General features: G+C 72.4%; 16 protein-coding genes and 1 pseudogene. 10 read left to right on the forward strand and 7 right to left on the reverse strand.

What is annotated here, in order from left to right:
* Nucleotides 1-337: 337 nt before the first annotated feature.
* Together gltB and AC067N_RS01785 are read left to right on the forward strand one after the other, a co-directional pair.
* Complete coding sequence (gltB, locus tag AC067N_RS01780) at nt 338-4,933, forward strand: glutamate synthase large subunit (protein ID WP_478677174.1); 4,596 nt, start codon at nt 338-340, stop codon at nt 4,931-4,933.
* Nucleotides 4,926-6,386, forward strand: coding sequence for a glutamate synthase subunit beta (locus AC067N_RS01785; protein WP_478676886.1), 1,461 nt, complete (start codon nt 4,926-4,928; stop codon nt 6,384-6,386). The genes gltB and AC067N_RS01785 overlap by 8 nt, the downstream gene beginning before the upstream one ends.
* A 139-nt stretch (nt 6,387-6,525) precedes the next feature.
* Here the strand turns inward: AC067N_RS01785 and AC067N_RS01790 are convergent, their stop codons facing one another.
* From AC067N_RS01790 to AC067N_RS01800, 3 genes are all read right to left on the reverse strand, one after another.
* The gene (locus AC067N_RS01790) at nt 6,526-7,431 is read right to left on the reverse strand and encodes a rhomboid family intramembrane serine protease (RefSeq protein WP_478677175.1); all 906 of its coding nucleotides are present in this window, start codon (nt 7,429-7,431) and stop codon (nt 6,526-6,528) included.
* A 320-nt stretch (nt 7,432-7,751) separates the two neighbouring features.
* A complete protein-coding gene (locus AC067N_RS01795; RefSeq protein ID WP_478676887.1) occupies nt 7,752-8,723 on the reverse strand; it encodes an acyl-CoA dehydrogenase family protein in 972 nt (323 codons plus the stop codon).
* Nucleotides 8,724-9,033: 310 nt separating this feature from the next.
* The gene (locus AC067N_RS01800) at nt 9,034-10,176 is read right to left on the reverse strand and encodes an acyl-CoA dehydrogenase family protein (protein WP_478676888.1); all 1,143 of its coding nucleotides are present in this window, start codon (nt 10,174-10,176) and stop codon (nt 9,034-9,036) included.
* 68 nt (nt 10,177-10,244) lie between these two features.
* On the opposite strand from AC067N_RS01800, the gene AC067N_RS01805 reads away from it, so the two are divergent.
* The 3 genes from AC067N_RS01805 to AC067N_RS01815 are packed head-to-tail and all read left to right on the forward strand — an operon-like array spanning nt 10,245 to nt 12,857.
* A complete protein-coding gene (locus tag AC067N_RS01805) occupies nt 10,245-11,033 on the forward strand; it encodes an SDR family oxidoreductase (protein ID WP_478676889.1) in 789 nt (262 codons plus the stop codon).
* A 14-nt stretch (nt 11,034-11,047) separates the two neighbouring features.
* On the forward strand, nt 11,048-11,665 hold the full coding sequence (locus AC067N_RS01810) for a TetR/AcrR family transcriptional regulator (protein ID WP_478676890.1): 618 nt from the start codon (nt 11,048-11,050) through the stop codon (nt 11,663-11,665).
* Between the two features lie 34 nt (nt 11,666-11,699).
* Nucleotides 11,700-12,857 (forward strand): acetyl-CoA C-acetyltransferase, encoded by a 1,158-nt coding sequence (locus AC067N_RS01815; RefSeq protein ID WP_478676891.1) that lies wholly within the window; start codon nt 11,700-11,702, stop codon nt 12,855-12,857.
* 42 nt (nt 12,858-12,899) lie between these two features.
* Here AC067N_RS01815 and AC067N_RS01820 read toward each other — a convergent pair whose 3' ends face one another.
* From AC067N_RS01820 to AC067N_RS01835, 4 genes are read right to left on the reverse strand one after another with little or no spacing between them, the layout of a single operon-like run.
* Entirely contained in the window at nt 12,900-13,958 is a 1,059-nt protein-coding gene (locus AC067N_RS01820; protein WP_478676892.1) for an NAD(P)H-dependent flavin oxidoreductase, read from the reverse strand.
* Complete coding sequence (locus AC067N_RS01825) at nt 13,958-14,731, reverse strand: CoA-transferase subunit beta (protein WP_478676893.1); 774 nt, start codon at nt 14,729-14,731, stop codon at nt 13,958-13,960. Before AC067N_RS01825 ends, AC067N_RS01820 begins: the two co-directional genes overlap by 1 nt.
* Nucleotides 14,728-15,576: a CoA transferase subunit A gene (locus AC067N_RS01830; protein ID WP_478676894.1), complete on the reverse strand. Its 849-nt coding sequence runs from the start codon at nt 15,574-15,576 to the stop codon at nt 14,728-14,730. The genes AC067N_RS01825 and AC067N_RS01830 overlap by 4 nt, the downstream gene beginning before the upstream one ends.
* A complete protein-coding gene (locus AC067N_RS01835) occupies nt 15,569-16,327 on the reverse strand; it encodes an enoyl-CoA hydratase family protein (RefSeq protein WP_478676895.1) in 759 nt (252 codons plus the stop codon). Before AC067N_RS01835 ends, AC067N_RS01830 begins: the two co-directional genes overlap by 8 nt.
* A 53-nt stretch (nt 16,328-16,380) precedes the next feature.
* Here AC067N_RS01835 and AC067N_RS01840 point away from each other — a divergent pair.
* From AC067N_RS01840 to AC067N_RS01860, 5 genes and pseudogenes are all read left to right on the forward strand, one after another.
* A pseudogene (locus tag AC067N_RS01840) lies at nt 16,381-17,118 on the forward strand (SDR family oxidoreductase); the annotation flags it as partial.
* 275 nt (nt 17,119-17,393) lie between these two features.
* Nucleotides 17,394-18,308: an SDR family oxidoreductase gene (locus AC067N_RS01845; protein ID WP_478676896.1), complete on the forward strand. Its 915-nt coding sequence runs from the start codon at nt 17,394-17,396 to the stop codon at nt 18,306-18,308.
* A gap of 46 nt (nt 18,309-18,354) precedes the next feature.
* On the forward strand, nt 18,355-18,753 hold the full coding sequence (locus tag AC067N_RS01850) for a hypothetical protein (RefSeq protein WP_478676897.1): 399 nt from the start codon (nt 18,355-18,357) through the stop codon (nt 18,751-18,753).
* A gap of 276 nt (nt 18,754-19,029) precedes the next feature.
* Nucleotides 19,030-20,946 carry a stealth family protein gene (locus tag AC067N_RS01855; RefSeq protein WP_478676898.1) on the forward strand — a complete coding sequence of 639 codons (1,917 nt, stop codon included), beginning with the start codon at nt 19,030-19,032 and terminating at the stop codon, nt 20,944-20,946.
* Complete coding sequence (locus tag AC067N_RS01860; RefSeq protein ID WP_478676899.1) at nt 20,865-21,854, forward strand: FkbM family methyltransferase; 990 nt, start codon at nt 20,865-20,867, stop codon at nt 21,852-21,854. Before AC067N_RS01855 ends, AC067N_RS01860 begins: the two co-directional genes overlap by 82 nt.
* Nucleotides 21,855-21,870 lie beyond the last annotated feature (16 nt).

Genomic DNA, 21,870 nt, shown 5'->3' on the forward strand with positions numbered 1-21,870 from the left:
ACCGCTGGGCATGAGCCGTAAGCGCCGCCGGCAATGACGCCTGCACAGCACCCTTTCGCAGTGGGCGACGACGCTCCCTGCACTCCGAGTCGAAGGACATGGATCTGTCCGGCTGGCTCCCCTCGCTCCCGCCGTCGTGCGCCGTACCCGATCAGCGCCGCGGCGTCCGCATGCTGGAACGAACTATCCCGGTTCCCGAGAATCGCTCCATCATGTAACCTGCACGAAATTTTGCACTCCGCGCAGAGGGCCAACGTCGTCCCTCGGCAACTTGCTCCCCCAGAGCCTCAAGAGCCTGGGAGCGACTTTCAGCCACATGACGACGACGGGAGAGCCGATGCGTACGCCGCGCCAGCCGTCCCAGCACTCCACGAATGGCCAGAAGTGGTCCTTCATGGATGCTCGCCCTGCTGCGCAGGGTATGTACGACCCCCGCAACGAGCGCGACGCCTGTGGCGTCGGCTTCGTGGCCACCCTCACCGGCGAGGCGAGCCATGCGCTGGTCGAGCAGGCGCTCACCGTTCTGCGCAACCTGGAGCACCGCGGTGCCACCGGCTCGGAGCCGGACTCCGGCGACGGCGCCGGCATCCTCTCCCAGGTGCCCGACGGCTTCTTCCGTGAGGTGGCCGGATTCGAGCTGCCCGAGGCCGGCGCCTACGCGGTCGGTATCGCCTTCCTGCCCCAGGACGGCGCCGACGACGCGGCCGGCCGCATCGAGGCCATCGCCGCCGAGGAGGGCCTGACCGTCCTCGGCTGGCGCGAGGTGCCCGTCGCGCCCGAGCTGCTCGGTGCCACGGCCCGCTCGACGATGCCCGCCTTCCGCCAGATCTTCGTCACCGACGGCGTCTCCCGGGACATCGACCTCGACCGCAGGACGTTCGTGCTGCGCAAGCGCGCCGAGCGCGAGGTCGACGTCTACTTCCCCTCGCTGTCCGCGCGGACCATCGTCTACAAGGGCATGCTGACCACCGGCCAGCTGGAGCCCTTCTTCCCGGACCTGTCCGACCGCCGCTTCGCCTCCGCGATCGCGCTCGTGCACTCCCGGTTCTCCACCAACACGTTCCCGTCGTGGCCGCTCGCCCACCCGTACCGCTTCGTCGCGCACAACGGCGAGATCAACACGGTCAAGGGCAACCGCAACTGGATGGTCGCCCGCGAGTCCCAGCTCGCCTCCGACCTGTTCGGCCCGCAGGACAGGCTGGAGCGGATCTTCCCCATCTGCACGCCGGACGCCTCCGACTCGGCGTCCTTCGACGAGGTGCTGGAACTGCTCCACCTCGGTGGCCGTTCCCTCCCGCACTCCGTGCTGATGATGATCCCGGAGGCGTGGGAGAACCACGACTCCATGGACCCGGCCCGCCGCGCCTTCTACCAGTTCCACTCCACGATGATGGAGCCCTGGGACGGTCCGGCCTGTGTCACCTTCACCGACGGCCGTCAGGTCGGCGCGGTCCTCGACCGCAACGGACTGCGCCCCGGCCGCTACTGGGTCACCGACGACGGCCTCGTCGTCCTCGGCTCCGAGGTCGGCGTCCTCGACATCGACCCCGCCAAGGTCGTCCGCAAGGGCCGCCTGCAGCCGGGCCGGATGTTCCTCGTCGACACCGTCGAGCACCGCATCGTCGAGGACGACGAGATCAAGGCCGCCCTCGCCGCCGAGCACCCGTACGCGGAGTGGCTGGAGGCCGGCGAGATCGAGCTGTCCGACCTGCCCGAGCGTGAGCACATCGTGCACACCCACGCCTCGGTCACCCGCCGCCAGCAGACCTTCGGCTACACCGAGGAGGAGCTGCGCGTCATCCTCGCGCCGATGGCCAAGGCCGGCGCCGAGCCGATCGGCTCCATGGGCACCGACTCGCCGATCGCCGCGCTGTCCTCCCGCCCGCGGCTGCTGTTCGACTACTTCACCCAGCTGTTCGCACAGGTCACCAACCCGCCGCTGGACGCGATCCGCGAAGAGCTCGTCACCTCGCTGCGCTCCTCGCTGGGCCCGGAGGGCAACATCCTGGAGCCGACCGCCGCGTCGTGCCGGAGTGTCACCCTGCCCTTCCCGGTGATCGACAACGACGAGCTGGCCAAGCTCATCCACATCAACGCCGACGGCGACATGCCCGGGATGAAGGCCGCCACGCTGTCGGGCCTCTACCGGGTCTCCGGCGGCGGTGAGGCCCTCGCCGCGCGCATCGAGGAGATCTGCGCCGAGGCCGACGCCGCCATCGGCAACGGCGCCCGGCTGATCGTCCTGTCGGACCGCCACTCGGACGCCGAGCACGCGCCGATCCCGTCGCTGCTGCTCACCGCGGCCGTCCACCACCACCTCATCCGCACCAAGCAGCGCACCCAGGTGGGCCTGCTGGTCGAGGCCGGTGACGTCCGCGAGGTCCACCACGTCGCCCTGCTCATCGGCTACGGCGCCGCCGCCGTCAACCCGTACCTGGCGATGGAGTCCGTCGAGGACCTGGTCCGCGCCGGAACGTTCCTGTCCGACATCGAGCCCGAGCAGGCCATCCGCAACCTGATCTACGCCCTCGGCAAGGGCGTCCTGAAGGTCATGTCCAAGATGGGCATCTCCACGGTCGCCTCCTACCGCGGCGCCCAGGTCTTCGAGGCCGTCGGCCTCGCGGACGAGTTCGTCGAGAAGTACTTCAACGGCACGGCCACCAAGATCGGCGGCGTCGGCATCGACGTCATCGCCAAGGAGGTCGCCGCCCGCCACGCCAAGGCGTACCCCGCCTCCGGCATCGCCCCGGCGCACCGCGCCCTGGAGATCGGCGGCGAGTACCAGTGGCGCCGCGAGGGCGAGCCGCACCTGTTCGACCCGGAGACGGTCTTCCGCCTCCAGCACTCCACGCGCACGGACCGCTACGACATCTTCAAGAAGTACACCGAGCGGGTGAACGAGCAGTCCGAGCGGCTGATGACGCTGCGCGGCCTGTTCGGCTTCAAGTCGGACCGGCAGCCGATCCCCGTCGACGAGGTCGAGCCGGTCTCCGAGATCGTCAAGCGGTTCTCCACCGGCGCCATGTCGTACGGCTCCATCTCCAAGGAGGCGCACGAGACCCTCGCCATCGCCATGAACCAGCTGGGCGGCAAGTCCAACACCGGTGAAGGCGGCGAGGACCCCGAGCGCCTGTACGACCCGGCGCGCCGGTCGTCCATCAAGCAGGTCGCGTCCGGCCGCTTCGGTGTGACCTCCGAGTACCTGGTCAACGCGGACGACATCCAGATCAAGATGGCCCAGGGCGCCAAGCCCGGCGAGGGCGGCCAGCTGCCCGGCCACAAGGTGTACCCGTGGGTCGCGAAGACGCGTCACTCGACGCCGGGCGTCGGCCTGATCTCCCCGCCGCCGCACCACGACATCTACTCCATCGAGGACCTGGCGCAGCTGATCCACGACCTCAAGAACGCCAACCCGCAGGCCCGCATCCACGTGAAGCTGGTCTCCGAGGTCGGCGTCGGCACGGTCGCGGCCGGCGTGTCCAAGGCCCACGCCGACGTCGTGCTCATCTCCGGCCACGACGGCGGCACCGGTGCCTCCCCGCTCACCTCGCTGAAGCACGCCGGCGGCCCCTGGGAGCTCGGCCTCGCCGAGACCCAGCAGACGCTGCTGCTCAACGGCCTGCGCGACCGCATCGTCGTCCAGACCGACGGTCAGCTGAAGACCGGTCGTGACGTGGTCATCGCCGCGCTGCTCGGTGCCGAGGAGTTCGGCTTCGCGACCGCCCCGCTCGTCGTGTCCGGCTGCGTCATGATGCGCGTCTGCCACCTCGACACCTGCCCCGTCGGCATCGCCACCCAGAACCCGACGCTCCGCGACCGGTTCTCCGGCAAGGCCGAGTACGTCGTGAACTTCTTCCGGTTCATCGCCGAGGAGGTCCGCGAACTGCTCGCCGAGCTGGGCTTCCGCTCCATCGAGGAGGCCGTCGGCCACGCCGAGGTCCTCGACGTGGAGCGCGCCGTCGACCACTGGAAGGCGCAGGGACTGGACCTGGAGCCGCTGTTCCACGTGCCCGAGCTGCCCGAGGGGGCGGTGCGCCACCGGATCGTCGAGCAGGACCACGGCCTGGAGAAGGCGCTCGACAACGAGCTGATCAAGCTCGCCGCGGACGCCCTGGCCGCCTCCGACGCGACCGAGGCCCAGCCCGTGCGCGCCCAGGTCAAGGTCCGCAACATCAACCGCACGGTCGGCACCATGCTCGGCCACGAGGTGACCAAGAAGTTCGGCGGCGCGGGCCTGCCCGACGACACCATCGACATCACCTTCACCGGTTCCGCGGGCCAGTCCTTCGGCGCCTTCCTGCCGCGCGGTGTCACGCTGCGCCTGGAGGGCGACGCCAACGACTACGTCGGCAAGGGCCTCTCCGGCGGCCGCGTGATCGTCCGCCCGGACCGGGGCGCCGACCACCTCGCCGAGTACTCGACGATCGCGGGCAACACCATCGCCTACGGCGCGACCGGCGGCGAGCTGTTCCTGCGCGGCCGCACGGGCGAGCGGTTCTGCGTCCGCAACTCCGGCGCGCTGGTCGTCTCCGAGGGCGTGGGCGACCACGGCTGCGAGTACATGACCGGCGGTCACGCGGTCGTCCTCGGCGAGACGGGCCGCAACTTCGCGGCCGGTATGTCCGGCGGCGTCGCGTACGTCATCGACCTCGACCGCGACAACGTCAACGTCGGCAACGTGAACGCCGTCGAGGCGCTCGACGACACCGACAAGCAGTGGCTGCACGACGTGGTGCGCCGCCACGCCGAGGAGACCGGCTCCACGGTCGCCGAGAAGCTGCTCGCGGAGTGGGACGAGGCCGTGACCCGCTTCAGCAAGATCATCCCCAGCACGTACAAGGCAGTGCTCGCCGCCAAGGACGCCGCCGAGCGAGCCGGTCTCTCCGAGACCGAGATCACCGAGAAGATGATGGAGGCGGCGACCAATGGCTGATCCCAAGGGCTTTCTCAACCACGGCCGTGAGGTCGCCAAGTCCCGCCCCGTCGACGTCCGGCTGAAGGACTGGAACGAGGTCTACGTCCCTGGTTCGCTGCTCCCGATCATCTCGAAGCAGGCGTCCCGCTGCATGGACTGCGGCATCCCGTTCTGCCACAACGGCTGTCCGCTCGGGAACCTCATCCCCGAGTGGAACGACTACGCCTACCGCGAGGACTGGGCGGCCGCGTCGGAGCGCTTGCACGCCACGAACAACTTCCCGGAGTTCACGGGCCGTCTGTGCCCCGCTCCGTGCGAGTCGGCGTGTGTGCTCGGCATCAACCAGCCGGCCGTCACCATCAAGAACGTCGAGGTCTCGATCATCGACAAGGCGTGGGACAGCGGCGATGTCGCCCCCCAGGCCCCGGAGCGCCTCTCCGGCAAGACGGTCGCGGTCATCGGCTCCGGCCCGGCGGGCCTCGCGGCGGCGCAGCAGCTGACGCGGGCCGGTCACACGGTCGCGGTGTACGAGCGCGCCGACCGCGTCGGCGGTCTGCTCCGTTACGGCATCCCCGAGTTCAAGATGGAGAAGCGGCACATCAACCGGCGTATCGAGCAGATGCGCGCGGAGGGCACCCGCTTCCGTACGGGCGTCGAGATCGGCCGCGACCTCAAGGCGACCGACCTGAAGAAGCGGTACGACGCCGTCGTGATCGCCGCCGGTGCCACGACCGCGCGCGACCTGCCGGTCCCCGGCCGTGAACTGAACGGCATCCACCAGGCCATGGAGTACCTGCCGCTGGCCAACAAGGTGCAGGAGGGCGACTTCGTGGCGCCCCCCATCACGGCCGAGGGCAAGCACGTCGTCGTCATCGGCGGCGGTGACACCGGCGCGGACTGCGTGGGCACCGCCCACCGCCAGGGCGCGGCCTCCGTCACCCAGCTGGAGATCATGCCGAAGCCGGGCGAGGACCGGGCCCCCAACCAGCCGTGGCCGACCTTCCCGATGCTGTACAAGGTCACCTCGGCGCACGAGGAGGGCGGCGAGCGGGTCTACTCCGTCTCGACCACCCACTTCGAGGGCGACGAGGACGGCAACGTCCAGTGGCTGCACCTCGTCGAGGTCGAGTTCGTCGACGGCAAGCTGACCCAGAAGCCGGGCACCGAGCGGAAGATCCCCGCCCAGCTGGTCACCCTCGCCATGGGCTTCACCGGCACCGACCGGGAGAACGGCCTGGTAGAGCAGTTCGGCCTGGAGCTCGACGAGCGCGGCAACATCGCCCGCGACGCCGACTTCCAGACCAACGTGCCGGGCGTCTTCGTCGCCGGTGACGCGGGCCGCGGCCAGTCGCTCATCGTGTGGGCGATCGCGGAGGGCCGCTCGGCCGCCCGCGGCTGCGACCGCTTCCTGACCGGGGCGAGCGACCTGCCGGCGCCGATCCGCCCGACGGACCGCGCGCTGATGGTCTGATCCCTCGGCCCGGCCCCCCATATACGTCCCGTACAACGGCGTACGGAACACAGATGGCGCCTGCCCGCCAGTCCCCGACCGGACGACTGGGCAGGCGCTGTCGCATGTGCGGACGCGGTGGGGCGGCGAGCCCCCGCGCTCAGCCCGTCATCGCCGCGGCCTTCCCCACCGCCAGCACGAGCAGGAGGGCGAGGACCACCGCGCAGGCGCTCGCCTGGACCAGGACCCGGCGTCGGTCGCGAGGGGCGTAGGCGTAGGCGAGGGCGATGAGGCCACCGGTGAGGAGGCCGCCGAGGTGGCCCTGCCAGGAGGTGACGACCGCGGAGAGGACCAGCCAGACCAGCAGGCCCGCCATGAAGCGGTTGGTGCCGCCGGGGTCGGCGCCGAGGCGGCGGGCGAGGACGTAGTACGCGGTGCACACGCCGAAGATCGCGCCGGAGGCTCCCACCGTCACGGTGTCGGGGGCGAGGAGCAGGACGAGCACCGAGCCGCCGAGGGCGGACAGGAGGTAGAGGGCGAGATAGCGGGCGCGGCCCAGCTGTGCCTCCACGATCCGGCCGACGTTCCACAGCGTGACCATGTTCATCACGATGTGGAGGATGCCGAACGTGCCCTCGGTCGGCGGGAGATGGAGGAACGCTCCGGTCAGGAGGCGGTACCACTCGCCGTCGATGACGCCCTCGGGGTGGAAGCCGGGCGGGTGGACGCCCTGCCAGACGTAGTGGAGGCCGTCCGGTCCGGCGAGCCCTCTGCCCAGCATCGCGAAGTCGTCCGCCACCGAGGGGCGGACCAGTTCGGCGGCGTAGGCCAGGACGTTGAGGGCGATGAGGACGTACGTCACCAGGGGCACCGCCGAGATCCGGCCGCCGAAGGCCGTGCGGGCCTGACGGACCGTCCGGGCGCCCTCCTTCACGCACTCGGGGCACTGGTGGCCCACGGCCGCCTCGCGCATGCAGTCCGGGCAGATGAAGCGGTCGCAGCGGGTGCAGCGGACGTACGACTCCACCTTCGGGTGGCGGTAGCAGGTGGTGACCGCGGGCTCCAGAGCGGCCTCGGAGGCCGGGGATTCCGGGGAGTCCGACGGCCGGGGCGCGGGCCGGTGCGGCTGGGGGGACTCGGGCGCCCCGGGGACCTCGGGCGACTGGGCGGACTCGGGCGGCTGGGGTTCCACGGCCGGCTCCTTGCGGGATGCGGACTGATGACGAGCCGGTGAGGACGGCGGCGAACAAAATAGCGAACGGCGCCTTGGTCAGGTTCCCCCGACCCCCGTGCGCAAGGAGGGCCCGTTGTCCGCATCGGCGGGCCCCGGCCCGCCTCGGCGGAGGTGACGGCGTCCCGGCACCGGCCCGCGGGAGTACCGGCGGATCACCGGCGGCGACCACCGCCCATGAGCACCGCCTCGCGGCAGGTGTCCGGCGAACCCCATGCCCAGCGCAGCGCACGGGCCTTGGTCAGCCACAGGGACAGGTCGTACTCCGCCGTGTAGCCGATCGCGCCGTGCGACTGGAGCGCCGTGCGCGCGGCCCGGTACGCCGCCTCGCAGGCCGTGACCTTGGCGGCGGCCACGTCCGCCGGGTCCAGGGTGACCGCCGCCCCGAACACCAGCGGACGCGCGAACTCCAGGGCCACCTTGGCGTCCGCCAGCCGGTGCTTCACCGCCTGGAACGAGCCGACGGGCACCCCGAACTGGGTGCGCTGCCCGACGTACGCCACCGTCCGGTCCAGAAGGGCGAGTCCGACGCCGAGGGCCTGGGCCGCGACCGCCAGCCGGGCCCAGAGGACCGCTCGGGCGACGGGCGGGTCCGTGGCGAGGAGTTCACCACCGGGGGAGAGGGGTGTCAGACGGCGGGCCGGGTCCAGGGACGGGCGGACCGGGCCATGGCCGGGGGCCAGTCGCAGCTCGCCGCCGCTCAGGGACAGAAGGGCCGTCGCCGCGTCACCGTCCAGCGCGTACGGCGACCCCGGCGGCGCGACCGTGGCCATCGCCTCCCCGGACACCAGTGCCGGGAGCAGCCGCTTCGCCGGGCCCGGGTCGTCCAGGTCCGCGAGGAGCACCGTGGCCGCCACCGTCTCGACGAGCGGGCCCGGTACCGCGTGCCGCCCCAACTGCACGAAGGCGACGGCCAGTTCGACGGGCAGGGGGCCCACCCCGTCGTACGCCTCCGGCGCCGCCAGCGCGAACGTACCGGCCCGCGCGACCCGCGCCCACAGCGCCCGCCCGGCCGTGGGCTCCCCACGACCCCAGGCCCGCACGACCGTAGGGGTGTCGGCGGCCGTCAGCATCGCGTCCAGCGACGCGGCGAACGCCCGCTGCTCGGCGTCGAGGAGGAAACGCATCAGCGGCGCTCCTTCGGGATCGGGAGGGGTGCGGTGGCGGTCGGTCGTCCGGTGGCGGGAGAGGCGAGAGCGGCGGCCCGCCGCGTGCCACGGGGGCGTTCGCGTCCGGCGCTCCTGCGCTCCGAGCGCGGAGATGCACTGCGTCGCTCCTGTGCTCGGGGTGCGGGGGTGCGGGGGTGCGGGGGTGCGGGGGTGCGGGGGTGCGTGTGCGTCGCTCCTGTGCTTGGCGTGCGGGGGAGCCTGTGCGTCGCTCCCGCGCTTCGGGCGCGGGGATTCGCGCGCCCCGCTCCGGCGCATCGGGCGCGGGGATTCACGCGCGGCGTCCCCTCGGCAGGCCCAGCAGGCGTTCGGCGATGATGTCCCGCTGGATCTCGTTGGTGCCGGCGTAGATGGGGCCGGCGAGGGAGAAGACGTAACCCTCCGACCAGTCGCCGTCCGCGAACTCGCCCGCCTCACCCAGCAGTTCCAGCGCCGTCTCGTGCAGCGCGATGTCGTACTCCGACCAGAACACCTTGTTGAGGCTGGACTCGGGGCCGAGGGCCTCGCCGTCGAGGAAGCGGGACGCGCTCGCCCAGGTGAACAACTCGTAGGCGCGGGCCCCGATCAGCGCGTCGGCCACACGGTCGCGGGTGGCCGCCGGGCACCCCCGGGTCTCCCACAGGTCGCGCAGCCGCTCGGCGGAGGCGAGGAAGCGGCCGGGGGAGCGGAGCGTCAGCCCGCGTTCGCTGCCGGCCGTCGACATCGCGATCCACCAGCCCCGGCCGGGCTCGCCGATGACGTCCTCGTCGGGGACGAACACGTCGTCCAGGAACAGCTCCGCGAACGCCGGCTTGCCGTCCAGGCGGCCGATCGGGCGGACCGTCACACCGGGCGCCCGCAGGTCGAACATGAGGTACGTCAGCCCCTGGTGGGGCTTCGGGGTGCCCGGCTCGCTGCGGAACAGACCGAACGCGCGATCCGCGAAAGCCGCACGCGACGACCACGTCTTCTGGCCGCCGAGCAGCCAGCCCCCGTCCGTGCGCACCGCCCGGGAGGTCAGGGAGGCCAGGTCCGAACCGGCCTCCGGCTCCGACCACGCCTGCGCCCACACCACGTCGCCGGAGGCCATCGGCGGCAGCACCCGGGCCCGCTGCTCCTCCGTGCCGTGCTCGAACAGGGTCGGCGCGAGCAGGTTGACGCCGTTCTGGCCGACCCGGCCGGGGGCGCCCGCCGCGTAGTACTCCTCCTCGAAGATCAGCCAGCGCGCCAGGCTCGCGTCGCGGCCCCCGTACGCGACCGGCCAGTTCACCACCGACCAGCGGTCGGCGGCCAGTTCCGCCTCCCAGGCACGGTGGGCCGCGAAGCCCTCCTCCGTCTCCAGGGAGGGGAGCGGCTCGGGCGGGACATGGGCGCGCAGCCAGGCGCGGGCCTCGGCGCGGAACGCCTCGTCGGCGGGGGAGTGGGCGAGGTCCACGGGGTCACCTCTTTCCGGACGAGCACCCGACCTTCCCTAACAAGTGTTTGGTAGGTTAGCGTGCCCTCATGACGAACGTCGAGCCTCCGGCCTACGTCCCCGCCCACGGTCTCCTCCGGGGCCGTACCGCCGTCGTCACCGCGGCGGCGGGCACGGGCATCGGCGGGGCGACCGCGCGACGCTTCCTGGAAGAGGGCGCGCGGGTGCTGATCAGCGACGCGCACACCCGCCGCCTCAAGGAGCACGAGTCCCGGCTGGCCGGGGAGTTCGGCGCGGACGCGGTCACGGCGACGGCGTGCGACGTGACCGACGAGGACCAGGTGCGGGCCCTGTTCGACACGGCCGTCCGGCTGCACGGACGGCTCGACGTCGTCGTCAACAACGCGGGCCTCGGCGGCACCTCGGACCTCGTCGACATGACCGACGAGCAGTGGTCGACGGTGCTGGACGTGACCCTCAACGGCACGTTCCGCTGCACCCGGGCGGCCCTGCGGCACATGCGGGAGACCGGCGGCGGCGTGATCGTCAACAACGCCTCCGTCGTCGGCTGGCGCGCCCAGGCCGGACAGGCGCACTACGCGGCCGCGAAGGCGGGCGTGATGGCGCTGACCCGCTGCGCGGCCGTCGAGGCCGCCGACTACGGGGTGCGCGTCAACGCCGTGTCGCCCAGCCTCGCCATGCACCCGCACCTCGCGAAGGTGACCACCCCCGAACTGCTGGCGGAACTCACCGAACGCGAGGCCCTCGGGCGGTACGCCGAACCCTGGGAGGTGGCCAACGTGATCGTGTTCCTCGCGTCCGGCTACTCCTCGTACCTGACGGGCGAGGTCGTGTCCGTCAGCAGCCAGCACCCTTGAGGACAATGAACAGCGTGCCGACCAAGAAGAAGCCCCAGGTGACCACCGCCCCCGCCCGCCGTCGTGAACTCCTCGACAGGGCGGCCGAGGTCTTCGCCGAGCAGGGGTACAACGCCACCACCGTCCGCAGGATCGCGGACGACGCGGGCATGCTCGCGGGCAGCCTCTACTACTACTTCGACTCCAAGGACGCGATGCTCGAGGAGATCCTGCGGACCTTCCTCGACGAGCTCTGGGAGCAGTACGACGCGGTGCTGGCCGCCGGACTGGGGCCCAGCGAGACCTTCCGGTCCCTGGTCACCGAGTCGTTCCTGGCCATCGACCGGCACCGCGCGGCCGTCGAGATCTACCAGAACGAGGCGAAGCAGCTGATCGCGCAGGAACGCCGGTTCGGGTTCCTGGAGGTGTCGCAGCGCAAGTTCGAGGAGACCTGGCTGTCCACGCTGGAACGCGGGATCGCCGAGGGGGAGTTCCGGGCCGACCTGGACACGAGGGTCACCTACCGGTTCGTGCGCGACACCGTGTGGGTCGCCGCCTCCTGGTACCGGCCCGGCGGGCAGTACAGCCCGGAGCAGATCGCCCGGCAGTACCTGTCGATGGTGCTGGACGGGATCGCCGCCGCACGTACCTGACCACCAACTCAAGCCCAGAGTCCGGGGAGTCGCCATGGCCGAGGCCTACATCGTCGAAGCGGTCCGTACGCCCGTCGGGCGGCGCGCGGGAGGGCTCGGCGGGGTGCACCCGGCCGACCTCGGCGCGCACGTACTCAAGGCGCTCGTCGCGCGCGCGGGCGTGGACCCCGCGGCCGTGGAGGACGTCGTCTTCGGCTGCCTGGACACCGTGGGGCCGCAGGCCGGCGACATCGCCCGCACCAGCTGGCTGGCCGCCGGGCTGCCCGAGGAGGTGCCGGGCACCACCGTCGACCGGCAGTGCGGTTCCTCCCAGCAGGCCGTGCACTTCGCGGCCCAGGCCGTCCTGTCCGGCACCCAGGACCTCGTCGTCGCCGGCGGCGTCCAGAACATGACGATGGTCCCCATCGCCTTCGCCTCCCGCCAGGCCGCCGTGCCCCTCGGCCTCACCGAGGGCCCGTTCGCCGGCAGCGAGGGCTGGCGCGCCCGGTACGGGGACCGGCCCGTCAACCAGTTCGCCGGCGCCGAGATGATCGCCGCCAAGTGGGGCATCACCCGCCGCGACCAGGAGGAGTACGCGCTGCGGTCCCACCGGCGGGCGGTACGCGCCGTCGACGAGGGCCGCTTCGGCCGGGAGACCGTGCCCTACGGGGACGTGACCGTCGACGAGGGGCCGCGCCGGGACACCTCGCTGGAGAAGATGGCCGCGCTGAAGCCCGTCATCGACGGCGGCACGGTCACCGCCGCCTGCTCCTCCCAGGTCTCCGACGGCGCCGCCGCGCTGCTCCTCGCCTCCGACCGGGCCGTCGAGGAACACGGGCTCACCCCGCGCGCCCGCGTCCATCACCTCTCGGTACGCGGTGAGGACCCCATCCGGATGCTCACCGCGCCGATACCGGCGACCGCGTACGCCCTGAAGAAGGCCGGGCTCTCCCTCGACGCCATCGACCTCGTCGAGATCAACGAGGCGTTCGCCCCCGTCGTCCTCGCCTGGCTGAAGGAGACGGGAGCCGACCCGGAGAAGGTCAACGTCAACGGCGGCGCCATCGCCCTCGGCCATCCGCTGGGCGCGACGGGCGCCAGGCTCATGACGACCCTCCTGCACGAACTGGAGCGCACGGGCGGCCGCTACGGACTCCAGACCATGTGCGAGGGAGGCGGCCAGGCGAACGTGACGATCATCGAGCGCCTCTGAGGCCCACCGGGCCGACGGGTGGGCGGCCCGGAGCCGCCCCGGTCACCGGTCCGCGGCGAAGCGGCCCAAGGACGCCAGTACCTCCTCCGCCTCCTGCACGATCCGCTCCACCAGTTCCGCGCACGACGGCAGGTCGTCGATCACCCCCGCGACCTGCCCGGAGGCCATGACGCCGAGGTCCGTCCGGCCGTCGACCATCGCGGCCCTCAGCAGCATCGGGGTGTTGGCGGCGAGCAGGACCTGGCTCCAGGTGAGGTCCTTGCCGTGCCGCACCGCGAGCCCGTCGCGGATCATCCCGCGCCAGGTGAGCCCCGAGATCCGCCGGAACCCGGCCGCCCGGCGCACGGCATGCAGCAGGGCACGGGCCCGGCCGGACCTCTCCAGCGCGTCGACGAACTCCGTGCGGAGCATGCGGTGCGGCAGCCCGTCCACCGCCCTGGTGACGGTGACATCCTTGACCGTCGCCGCCAGATAGCGGGCCTTGACCGTGTCCGGCACCGTCGAGTCCGAGGTGAGCAAGAACCGCGTGCCCATCGCGACACCGGCCGCCCCGAACGCGAGCGCGGCGGCCAGTCCCCGTCCGTCGTGGAAGCCGCCCGCGCCGACGACGGGAATGCCGACGGCGTCCACCACCTGCGGCAGGAGTACGGTCGTCGCCACGTCACCGGTGTGCCCGCCGCCCTCCCCGCCCTGCACCACCACCGCGTCCGCACCCCACGCCGCCACCTTCTCGGCATGCCGCCGGGCCCCGACGGACGGGATGACGACCACACCCGCGTCCTTCAGCTCGGCGATCAGCTCCCTGGACGGCGCGAGCGCGAACGACGCCACCCGCACGCCCTCCTCCACGATGATCCGCACCCGCTCCCGGGCGTCCCCGGCGTCGGCCCGCAGATTCACCCCGAACGGCGCCTCCGTGCGGGACTTCACCTCCCGTACGGCGTCCCGGAGCCGGTCCGGGCTCATGGTCGCGGAGGCCAGGATGCCGAGGGCGCCCGCCTCGGCCGTGGCGGACACCAGACGGGGGCCGGCCACCCAGCCCATCCCCGTCTGCACGATCGGATGGCGGACGCCCACGAGCCGGGTGAGGGCGGTGTCCATCACCCCCGGACCTCCCGCGCTCGGGCGTTCTCCGGGTCGAGCACCTCACGGATCAGCCGCAGCTCCTCCGCCGACGGTTCCCGCGTGTACGGCACCTCGCCGGGTACGGCCAGCGCGAACCCGGTCGCCTCCGCCACCTGCTCGACCGTCACCCCCGGGTGCAGCGAGGCCAGCCGCATCGAGCGGTCCGGGGTCGCGAAGTCGAACACCCCGAGATCGGACACGACACGGGGGAGCCGGTGGAAGCGGGCGGTCGCCGGATGCCCGGCGGCGCGGTCGTACCCCACCCCGCACACCATGTCGACCTTCTCCACGAACACCCGCCGGGAATGCCGGGGCACCCAGTAACTGGTGTCGTTGTTCAGGGTGTTGACCGGCGCGCCCCGCACCCCGAGCAACTGGCGCCCGGGCCGGGCCCAGTCACCGACGCAGGAGATGTTCTGGTTGCCGTACCGGTCGATCTGGCTCGCGCCCATCATCACGTGGCGCCGCCCGCCGGTGACCAGGGCCAGGTGCTGCCGGTAGGGCAGCCACCCCTCGACGGTGCCGTCCAGACCCACCAGCAGCGCCTCACCGTCGGTGAGCAGCAGGTCCGGTGCGAACGTCCGCCTCGCGAGCCGTGCGCCCAGCGACGGGATCAGGCCCATCGGGCTCGCCAGGATCTCCCCGGCCCCGCGCCAGGCCTCGGCGCACGCGATCACGCAGTACTCCGCGCGGCTCGCTCCGCCCGTGCCTTCACCGGCCCCTTCTCCGCCCATGCCCCGTCCGGTCATGTCCCCTCCTTCTGCCAGGCGCGCACGGCCGCCTGGTAGGCGTGTTCGTCACCGGTGAGGAACCGCTCGGCGAACTCCGGCCACGCGGTGGCCGCGTACAGCTTCTGGAAGGCCTCGTCCCGCCCGTGGTCCGGCGCGCACGACGTGAAGTGCGCCCCGTTCGGCGCCTCCACCACACCCGTCACCACATGCCGCTTGACCAGCAGCGACTGGGGTGGCGCCGCCTTGGTCAGCTCCGCCGTGTCCACGATCCGCTCACACGAGACGTACGCGGTGTCGGCCGCCTCGCAGAACAGGTCGTCGAAGTACGGATCCGGGCCGAGGTACTGGCCGTTGCCGAGCCGGTCGGCCCGGTTGACGTGCACGAACGCCGCGTTCATACGCAGGGCGGGCATCGCGGCGAAGGTCTCCCCGTCGTCGTACGGCGAGGTGACGGTCCGTAGGGAGGGGTTGACCCGCATCACGTCCGAGCCGATGCCCGCGCGCACCGGCAGGAAGGGCAGCCGGTTCGCCGCGGCGCGCAGCCCCCACATGAACATCGCCTCGTCGACCTCCATCAGCTCGAACGCCCCCCGTTCACGTGCCGCCCGGAAATGCGGCTCCAGGGGGATCGAGTCGAGGGTGACGAACGCGGCCACCAGCTTCCGGATGCGTCCGGCGGCGGCGAGCATGCCCACGTCCGGACCGCCGTACGAGACGACGGTGAGATCGGTGATCTCCGTCCGGAGCAGTGCTCGCACCAGGGTCATCGGCTTGCGGCGTGATCCCCAGCCGCCGATGCCCAGGGTCATCCCGCTCTCCAGCCGCGCGACGGCCTCCTCGGCGGTCATGGTCTTGTCACTCATCCGCGCCCTCCTTCCCGGCCCTGCCGAATGTGCCGCGGACCTCGTCGGCGACCCCGCTGAGGTTCGCCTCGAAGGTGAAGCCCTGCTCGAAGCGGTAACTGCGCCGCACGTCGACGGGGTCGATGCCGTTGATGGCGGCCTTGGCCAGCCGGATCAGCCGCCCGTCCTTCGCGGCGATCTCCCGTGCCAGCTCCAGCGCGGCCGCGCGCAGCCCGGCCCGCGGCACCACCCGCCACACCGAGCCGTGCGCCCGCAGCTCGGCAGCGGTCGCCGTACGCGAGGTGTAGTACAGCGCCCGCATCAGATGCTGCGGCACCAGCCGCGCCAGATGCGTCGCCGCCCCGAGCGCCCCCCGGTCCAGCTCGGGCAGCCCGAACGTCGCGTCCTCGCTCGCCACGATCGCGTCCGCGTTGCCGACCAGCCCGATCCCGCCGCCCAGACAGAAGCCCTGCACCGCCGCCACCACCGGCACCTCGCACTCGTACACCGCCGCGAAGGCATCCGCGCAGCCCTGGTTGGCGCCGAGCAGCGCGCTCCGCCCCGCCGCCTGGATCTCCTTGATGTCGACGCCCGCGTTGAACCCGCGCCCCTCCGCCGCGAGCACCACACACCCGACCGCCGGATCACGACCCGCCGCACGCACCGCGTCGGCCAGCTCGAACCACCCCCGCACCGGCAGGGCGTTCACCGGCGGGAAATCGACCGTGACGAGAACCGTCCCCTTTTCCGGGGACGAGGTGGAGACACCCATGGGAGCATCAGCTACCTTCCACCTAACGTTTGTTTGGTGGAAGGTAGCAGCGGATGGAGCTCAACGGGAAGCTCGCCGTCGTCACCGGCGGCACACGCGGCGTCGGCGCCGGCATCGCCCGCGCCTTCGCCGAAGCGGGCGCCGACGTCGTGATCTGCGCCCGCCGCCCACCCGAAACCCCGCTCAAGGGCGCCGAGTTCCTGCCCGTGGACGTCCGTGACCCGGACGCCGTCCAGGCCCTCTTCGACGGCCTGCCCCGCCTCGACGTCCTCGTCAACAACGCGGGCGGCACGCCCCACCGCCCGCTCGCCGGCACCGACGCCCGCCGTCACGCCCGTGTCATCGACCTCAACCTCACGGCCCCGCTGACCGTCTCCCTCGCCGCTCACGCGCACCTGAAGCGTGCGCGGGGCTCGATCGTGATGATCGGCAGCGTCAGCGGCAGCCGCCCCTCGCCCGGCTCCGCCGCGTACGGCGCCGCCAAGGCCGGTCTGGAACACCTCGCGCGCTCGATGGCCGTGGAGTGGGCCCCCGACATCCGCGTCAACACGCTCGTCCTGGGCATGGTCCGCACGGAGCTCTCCCATCTCCACTACGGCGACGAGCACGGCGTCACGGCCGTCGCCCGCACGGTCCCCCTCGGCCGCCTCGCCGAACCCTCCGACGCCGGCGACGCGGCGGTCTTCCTCGCGTCCGACGCGGCGTCGTACATCACCGGGGCCTCCCTGCTGGTCCACGGCGGCGGCGAGCACCCCGCGTTCCTCGACGCGGCGACGACGGGTCGGGACACCGCGGACGATGCCGGCGGGGACACCGCGGACGACGCCGACCGGGGCACCACGGATGGCGCCGACGGGGGCACCGCGGACGGCGCCGACGGGGGCACCGCGGACGGCGCCGACCGGGGCGCCACGGACGGCGCCGACCGGGGCGCCACGGATGTCGCCGACCGGGGCACCGCGCATCCCACCGGCCGAGGCGGCGCCGACGACACCGGCCGGGACGCACGGGACGACACCGGCCGAGGCACCCCCGACAACGGCAACGGCACCCGAGGAGGCGGACGATGAGCGGACGGCGACTGTGCGAGGGGCGCGTCGTGATCGTGACCGGTGCTGGGCGCGGACTGGGCCGCGCACACGCCCTCGCGTACGCCGCGGAGGGCGCCCGGGTGGTCGTCAACGACCTCGGCGTGGGCCTGGACGGCGCTCCGGGCCCCGACGGCCCCGCCGCCCGGGTCGTCGACGAGATCCGCGCCGCCGGAGGGGAGGCGACCGCCCACGGCGGGGACGTCGCCACCACCGACGGGGCCGCGTCCCTGATCCGCACCGCACTCGACGCGTACGGCCGCCTCGACACCCTCGTCAACAACGCCGGCTTCCTGCGCGACCGCATGCTCGTCAACCTGGACGAGGACGACTGGGACGCCGTCCTGCGCGTCCACCTCAAGGGCCACTTCCTGCCCCTGAAGCACGCCGCCCTGCACTGGCGCGCCGAGGCCAAGGCGGGCCGCCCGCCCGTGGCGCGCGTCATCAACACGAGCAGCGGCGCCGGTCTCCTCGGCTCCGTCGGCCAGGGCAACTACAGCGCCGCCAAGGCCGGCGTCATCGGCCTCACCCTCGTCGCGGCGGCGGAACTGGGCCGCTACGGCGTCCTCGTCAACGCCATCGCCCCCGCGGCCCGCACCAGGATGACCGAGCGGGTCTTCGCCGAGACGATGACCGCCCCCGGCACCGGCTTCGACGCCATGGCCCCGGAGAACGTCTCCCCCCTCGTCGTCTGGCTGGGCTCGGCCGCCAGTGCCCCGGTCACCGGCCGCGTCTTCGAGACGGAGGGCGGCCGCATCACGGTCATGGAGGGCTGGCGGCCCGGCCCCACGGCCACCCGGCCCTCCCGCTGGACCCCGAGGGAGGCGGGCGAGGCGACCCTGAAACTCCTGGCGGAGGCGGAACGGCCGGGACGGGTGTACGGCGCCGGGTAGCCGTGCCGGGCCCCGGCAACGTGCCGCGACAGGCGATCATTGCCCCATGGAGCGAGTCATCGATCTTCACGAGGCCGTCGCCGCGGTCCTCGCCCGCCGGCCCGCCTGGCAGGCGGCAGGACTGGTCCTCGCGCCCCTGACCTGGCGCGACGCCGCAGCCCCTTGGCCGCGGCGGCTGGAGACGGACAGGTCCCGGGTGAAGGATCCCGACTCGATCGGCATCGACCTGCGCGGCGCGTCCGAGGCCGAACTGCACGTCGTCCTGTACCGCGGCGGGTGGGCTGACGTCGACTACATCGTGAGCCTCGACGACGCGGGTACGCTCCCGACCCCCGCGATGAAATCCGTCGAGGCGTTCGAGGCCCTGCTCGACACCTGGGTGGCTCACGTCTTCGGCTTCCGCGGCACGGTCGAGCAGGACACGGTCCCCGACGCCGTCCGCTGACCGCCAACCACGTCCGTCACTCGGCCTCGATCCACAGAGGGCGGGGTCCTTGGTCCCCCCGGGTGACCGGCGGGGCCCCGATCGAGCACGGCCCTGCGGAACGCCGGGGACTCGAACGGGGGGGCCGGGCCCCGGACGACCGCGTCTCCCGTACGCCGACCGGCCGGTGGCATCAGGCTGAGACAGTAGGGCAATCGGGCTGTTTTCGCTCATATCCGATATTCGCCCGGCGGGCAAGTGCATAGAAACCTGGACGACACAGACCAGGGGTGTGCCATGACCGTCAACGTCTCGGCGCAGGCCGATCCGATCCGCGCCGCGCAGCTCCAGACCGAGCCGCTGTCGCTGCTGCTCAGGACCTACCGCAGGCTGCTGCCCCTGCCGATGCGCAGGGCAGTGCGGGCACGGTTCGGTCCCGAGCGGTGGGAACTGCTGCGGCAGCGGCTGGACAGACCGGCCGCCCTGGCCCGCCAGGCACGGCACCGTCTGCTGTGCGCGCGCCTGAAGCGCCTCGGACTGCTGCGGGACGGCGAACGGGTGCCCGTACAGACCGCCGGAGGGACCCGTGTCGCCCTGCTCCGCGAAGGCGTGACACCCCTCCTGGCCCGGGAGCACAATCTGCGACTCGTGCTGAACACGCTGGAGCAGGCAGGCGTGGAGCACTTCGTCGTACGCAATGCCGCGAGCACCTCCTCCGCCGTGGGCATCAGCTCGGAGGACCGGGAGGCAGCCGAGAGCGCACTGATCGCCATGGGCGCGCACGTGCCGGCGTACCTCACGCGGACGGGCGGATCGGAGCGGGCCAGGGACCGGCGCGCCGAACCGGTCGGCTCCCGGCGTTCCTGGCAGCGGGCCGCCGGCCGACAGGTCATCCGCGTCTTCTGCTACCTGGCCGACGCGGCCGCCCCCGGCCTGGTGCTCGGCGCCGGCTACGGCTGCGACATCGAGGTCTGGCGGCCCTCCGACGAGGGCGCCGAACTCGTGGCGCCGCGCCCCAACCGCACCTGCGAGCGCGTCTGCCGGGAGGCACCCGCCGTCGAGGTCCCCGGCCGCCGCTTCACCCGGCTCGCGTCCGAGCACACCCGGCCGCAGCCCGTCACCGTACGCACCCGGCGCGAGTTCGCCGAGCCGGTGCCCGACGACATCCACTTCCCCGTCGACGCCGTGTACACCTGGGTCGACGGCTCCGATCCCGCATGGCAGCGGCGTCGCGCGACGGTCGTGGGGGAGCCGTACCACCCGCAGGCCGCCAACGCGGCCCGCTTCCTCAGCCGTGACGAACTGCGCTACTCGCTGCGCTCGCTGCACATGTACGCCCCCTGGATCCGGCATGTGTACCTCGTCACCGACCAGCAGGTACCCGCGTGGCTGGACACCGCGCATCCCGGGCTCACCGTCGTCGACCACCGGGAGATCTTCACGGACCCCACGGTGCTCCCCACGTTCAACTCCCACGCCATCGAGAGCCAGCTGCACCACATCGAGGGCCTCGCCGAACACTTCCTCTACTTCAACGACGACGTCTTCCTCGGACGCCCCACGGTGCCGCAGCACTTCTTCCTGGCCAACGGCATCAGCAAGTTCTTCCTCTCGAAGGCGTTGCTGCCGCCCGTGGGCGCCGCGAGCGCGGACGACGTACCCGTCTCCGCCGCGGGCCTCACCAACCGCCGGCTCCTGCGCGCCCGCTTCGGCAGCAGCATCATCCAGAAGATGAAGCACACGCCGTGCGCACTGCGGCGCAGTGTGCTCGCGGAGATCGAAGAGGTCTTCGCGGAGGACCACCGGCGCACCGCCGCCAACCCGTTCCGCGGCCCGGACGACATCTCGATCACCAACTCCCTGCACCACTACTACGCGTTCCACACCGGCCGGGCCGTACCCGGCAGCATCCGCTACGACTACGTCGACATCTCCCAGCCCGGCATCGCCCCCCGGCTGGGCCGTCTGCTGGCCTCCAGATCGAACGTCGCCTTCTGCCTCAACGACACGGTGACCCGCGACGGCGAGGGACCCACCAACGAGGCCCTCGTGCGGACCTTCCTGGACGGCTACTTCCCCACCCCCAGCCCCTTCGAGCACCAGCCCGACCACAAGGAAGCGCTCTTTCCGCCATGCCCCTTGCCATCAGGCTCCCTCACCATCCCGGCGTCATCGAGGCCCACGGCCCCTATCCACGCGCGCTCAACGTCCTGAGCCGCAAGCAGACCGCCGTACAGCGGCAACTGCGCCGATCCGGCCTCGCGGGATACGAACCCGTGACCCAGGCGACGCTGCTGGCCGTCGCGCAGCAGGCGCCGCCGGGCAGCGCGGTCTACGACGTCGGCGCGCACATCGGGCTCTACGCGGCGCTGATCGACGCGGTGTACGGCGACCGGCTCTCGGTGCACGCCTTCGAACCGACACCGGACACGGCACGCCTCTGCGCGGACATCCGCCGGTACAACGGCCTCGGATTCGAACTGATCACCTCGGCGGTCTCCGACACCCCGGGCACCGCCGAGCTCTGCCTGTCCCTGAAGGGGGAGTCCTCCAACTCCCTCAACGCCGCGCACCGCAGGCACACCGAGACCGTGAGCGTGCCGGTCACCACACTGGACGCCTTCACCGAGGAACGATCGGCCCGCCCCCATCTCATCAAGATCGATGTGGAGACACTGGAGGGCCAGGTCCTGGCGGGCGCCCTCGGGACGGTGCGCCGCCACCGGCCCTGGATCGTGCTGGAGATCCTGCCCGGCTCCGACCACGACAGCCTGGGCCGCGCCCTGGAGGCGTTCACCGGGCTGGGGTACGGACTGCATCTTCTCCAGCCGGAGAGCCCGTGGCCCCGCAGGGACCGCGGCGACTACCGCCGGCACGTGGGCAGCCAGTGCCGCGACTGGCTGCTCACCCCCGCCCCGCTCACCTACGACTTCCACCACGCCGTACGCACCTGGCTCAGGGCCATCCTGGCGTGCGACGAGCGCACCAACCTGATCGTCCCCGGCGGCACGCCCTTCCCCCACGGCTGGAACGCCCCCTATCCGGCCGCCCCGCCGGGCGAGGTCCAGGACCGCTCCCTGTGGAATCAGCCGGGGCCGGACCGGGTGCCGACGAGAGTCTGACCTGCCGGCCGGAACC

The sequence above is a fragment of the Streptomyces sp. NPDC042364 genome (genome assembly GCF_056437585.1).

What these genes read in the sequence shown, in the direction of transcription:
- gltB (WP_478677174.1), top strand. Translation starts at nt 338, where the DNA reads ATGCGTACGCCGCGCCAGCCGTCCCAGCACTCCACGAATGGCCAGAAG.
- AC067N_RS01785 (WP_478676886.1), top strand. Translation starts at nt 4,926, where the DNA reads ATGGCTGATCCCAAGGGCTTTCTCAACCACGGCCGTGAGGTCGCCAAG.
- AC067N_RS01795 (WP_478676887.1), bottom strand. Translation starts at nt 8,723, where the DNA reads ATGCGTTTCCTCCTCGACGCCGAGCAGCGGGCGTTCGCCGCGTCGCTG.
- AC067N_RS01805 (WP_478676889.1), top strand. Translation starts at nt 10,245, where the DNA reads ATGACGAACGTCGAGCCTCCGGCCTACGTCCCCGCCCACGGTCTCCTC.
- AC067N_RS01815 (WP_478676891.1), top strand. Translation starts at nt 11,700, where the DNA reads ATGGCCGAGGCCTACATCGTCGAAGCGGTCCGTACGCCCGTCGGGCGG.
- AC067N_RS01820 (WP_478676892.1), bottom strand. Translation starts at nt 13,958, where the DNA reads ATGGACACCGCCCTCACCCGGCTCGTGGGCGTCCGCCATCCGATCGTG.
- AC067N_RS01825 (WP_478676893.1), bottom strand. Translation starts at nt 14,731, where the DNA reads ATGACCGGACGGGGCATGGGCGGAGAAGGGGCCGGTGAAGGCACGGGC.
- AC067N_RS01830 (WP_478676894.1), bottom strand. Translation starts at nt 15,576, where the DNA reads ATGAGTGACAAGACCATGACCGCCGAGGAGGCCGTCGCGCGGCTGGAG.
- AC067N_RS01835 (WP_478676895.1), bottom strand. Translation starts at nt 16,327, where the DNA reads ATGGGTGTCTCCACCTCGTCCCCGGAAAAGGGGACGGTTCTCGTCACG.
- AC067N_RS01845 (WP_478676896.1), top strand. Translation starts at nt 17,394, where the DNA reads ATGAGCGGACGGCGACTGTGCGAGGGGCGCGTCGTGATCGTGACCGGT.
- AC067N_RS01850 (WP_478676897.1), top strand. Translation starts at nt 18,355, where the DNA reads ATGGAGCGAGTCATCGATCTTCACGAGGCCGTCGCCGCGGTCCTCGCC.
- AC067N_RS01855 (WP_478676898.1), top strand. Translation starts at nt 19,030, where the DNA reads ATGACCGTCAACGTCTCGGCGCAGGCCGATCCGATCCGCGCCGCGCAG.
- AC067N_RS01860 (WP_478676899.1), top strand. Translation starts at nt 20,865, where the DNA reads ATGCCCCTTGCCATCAGGCTCCCTCACCATCCCGGCGTCATCGAGGCC.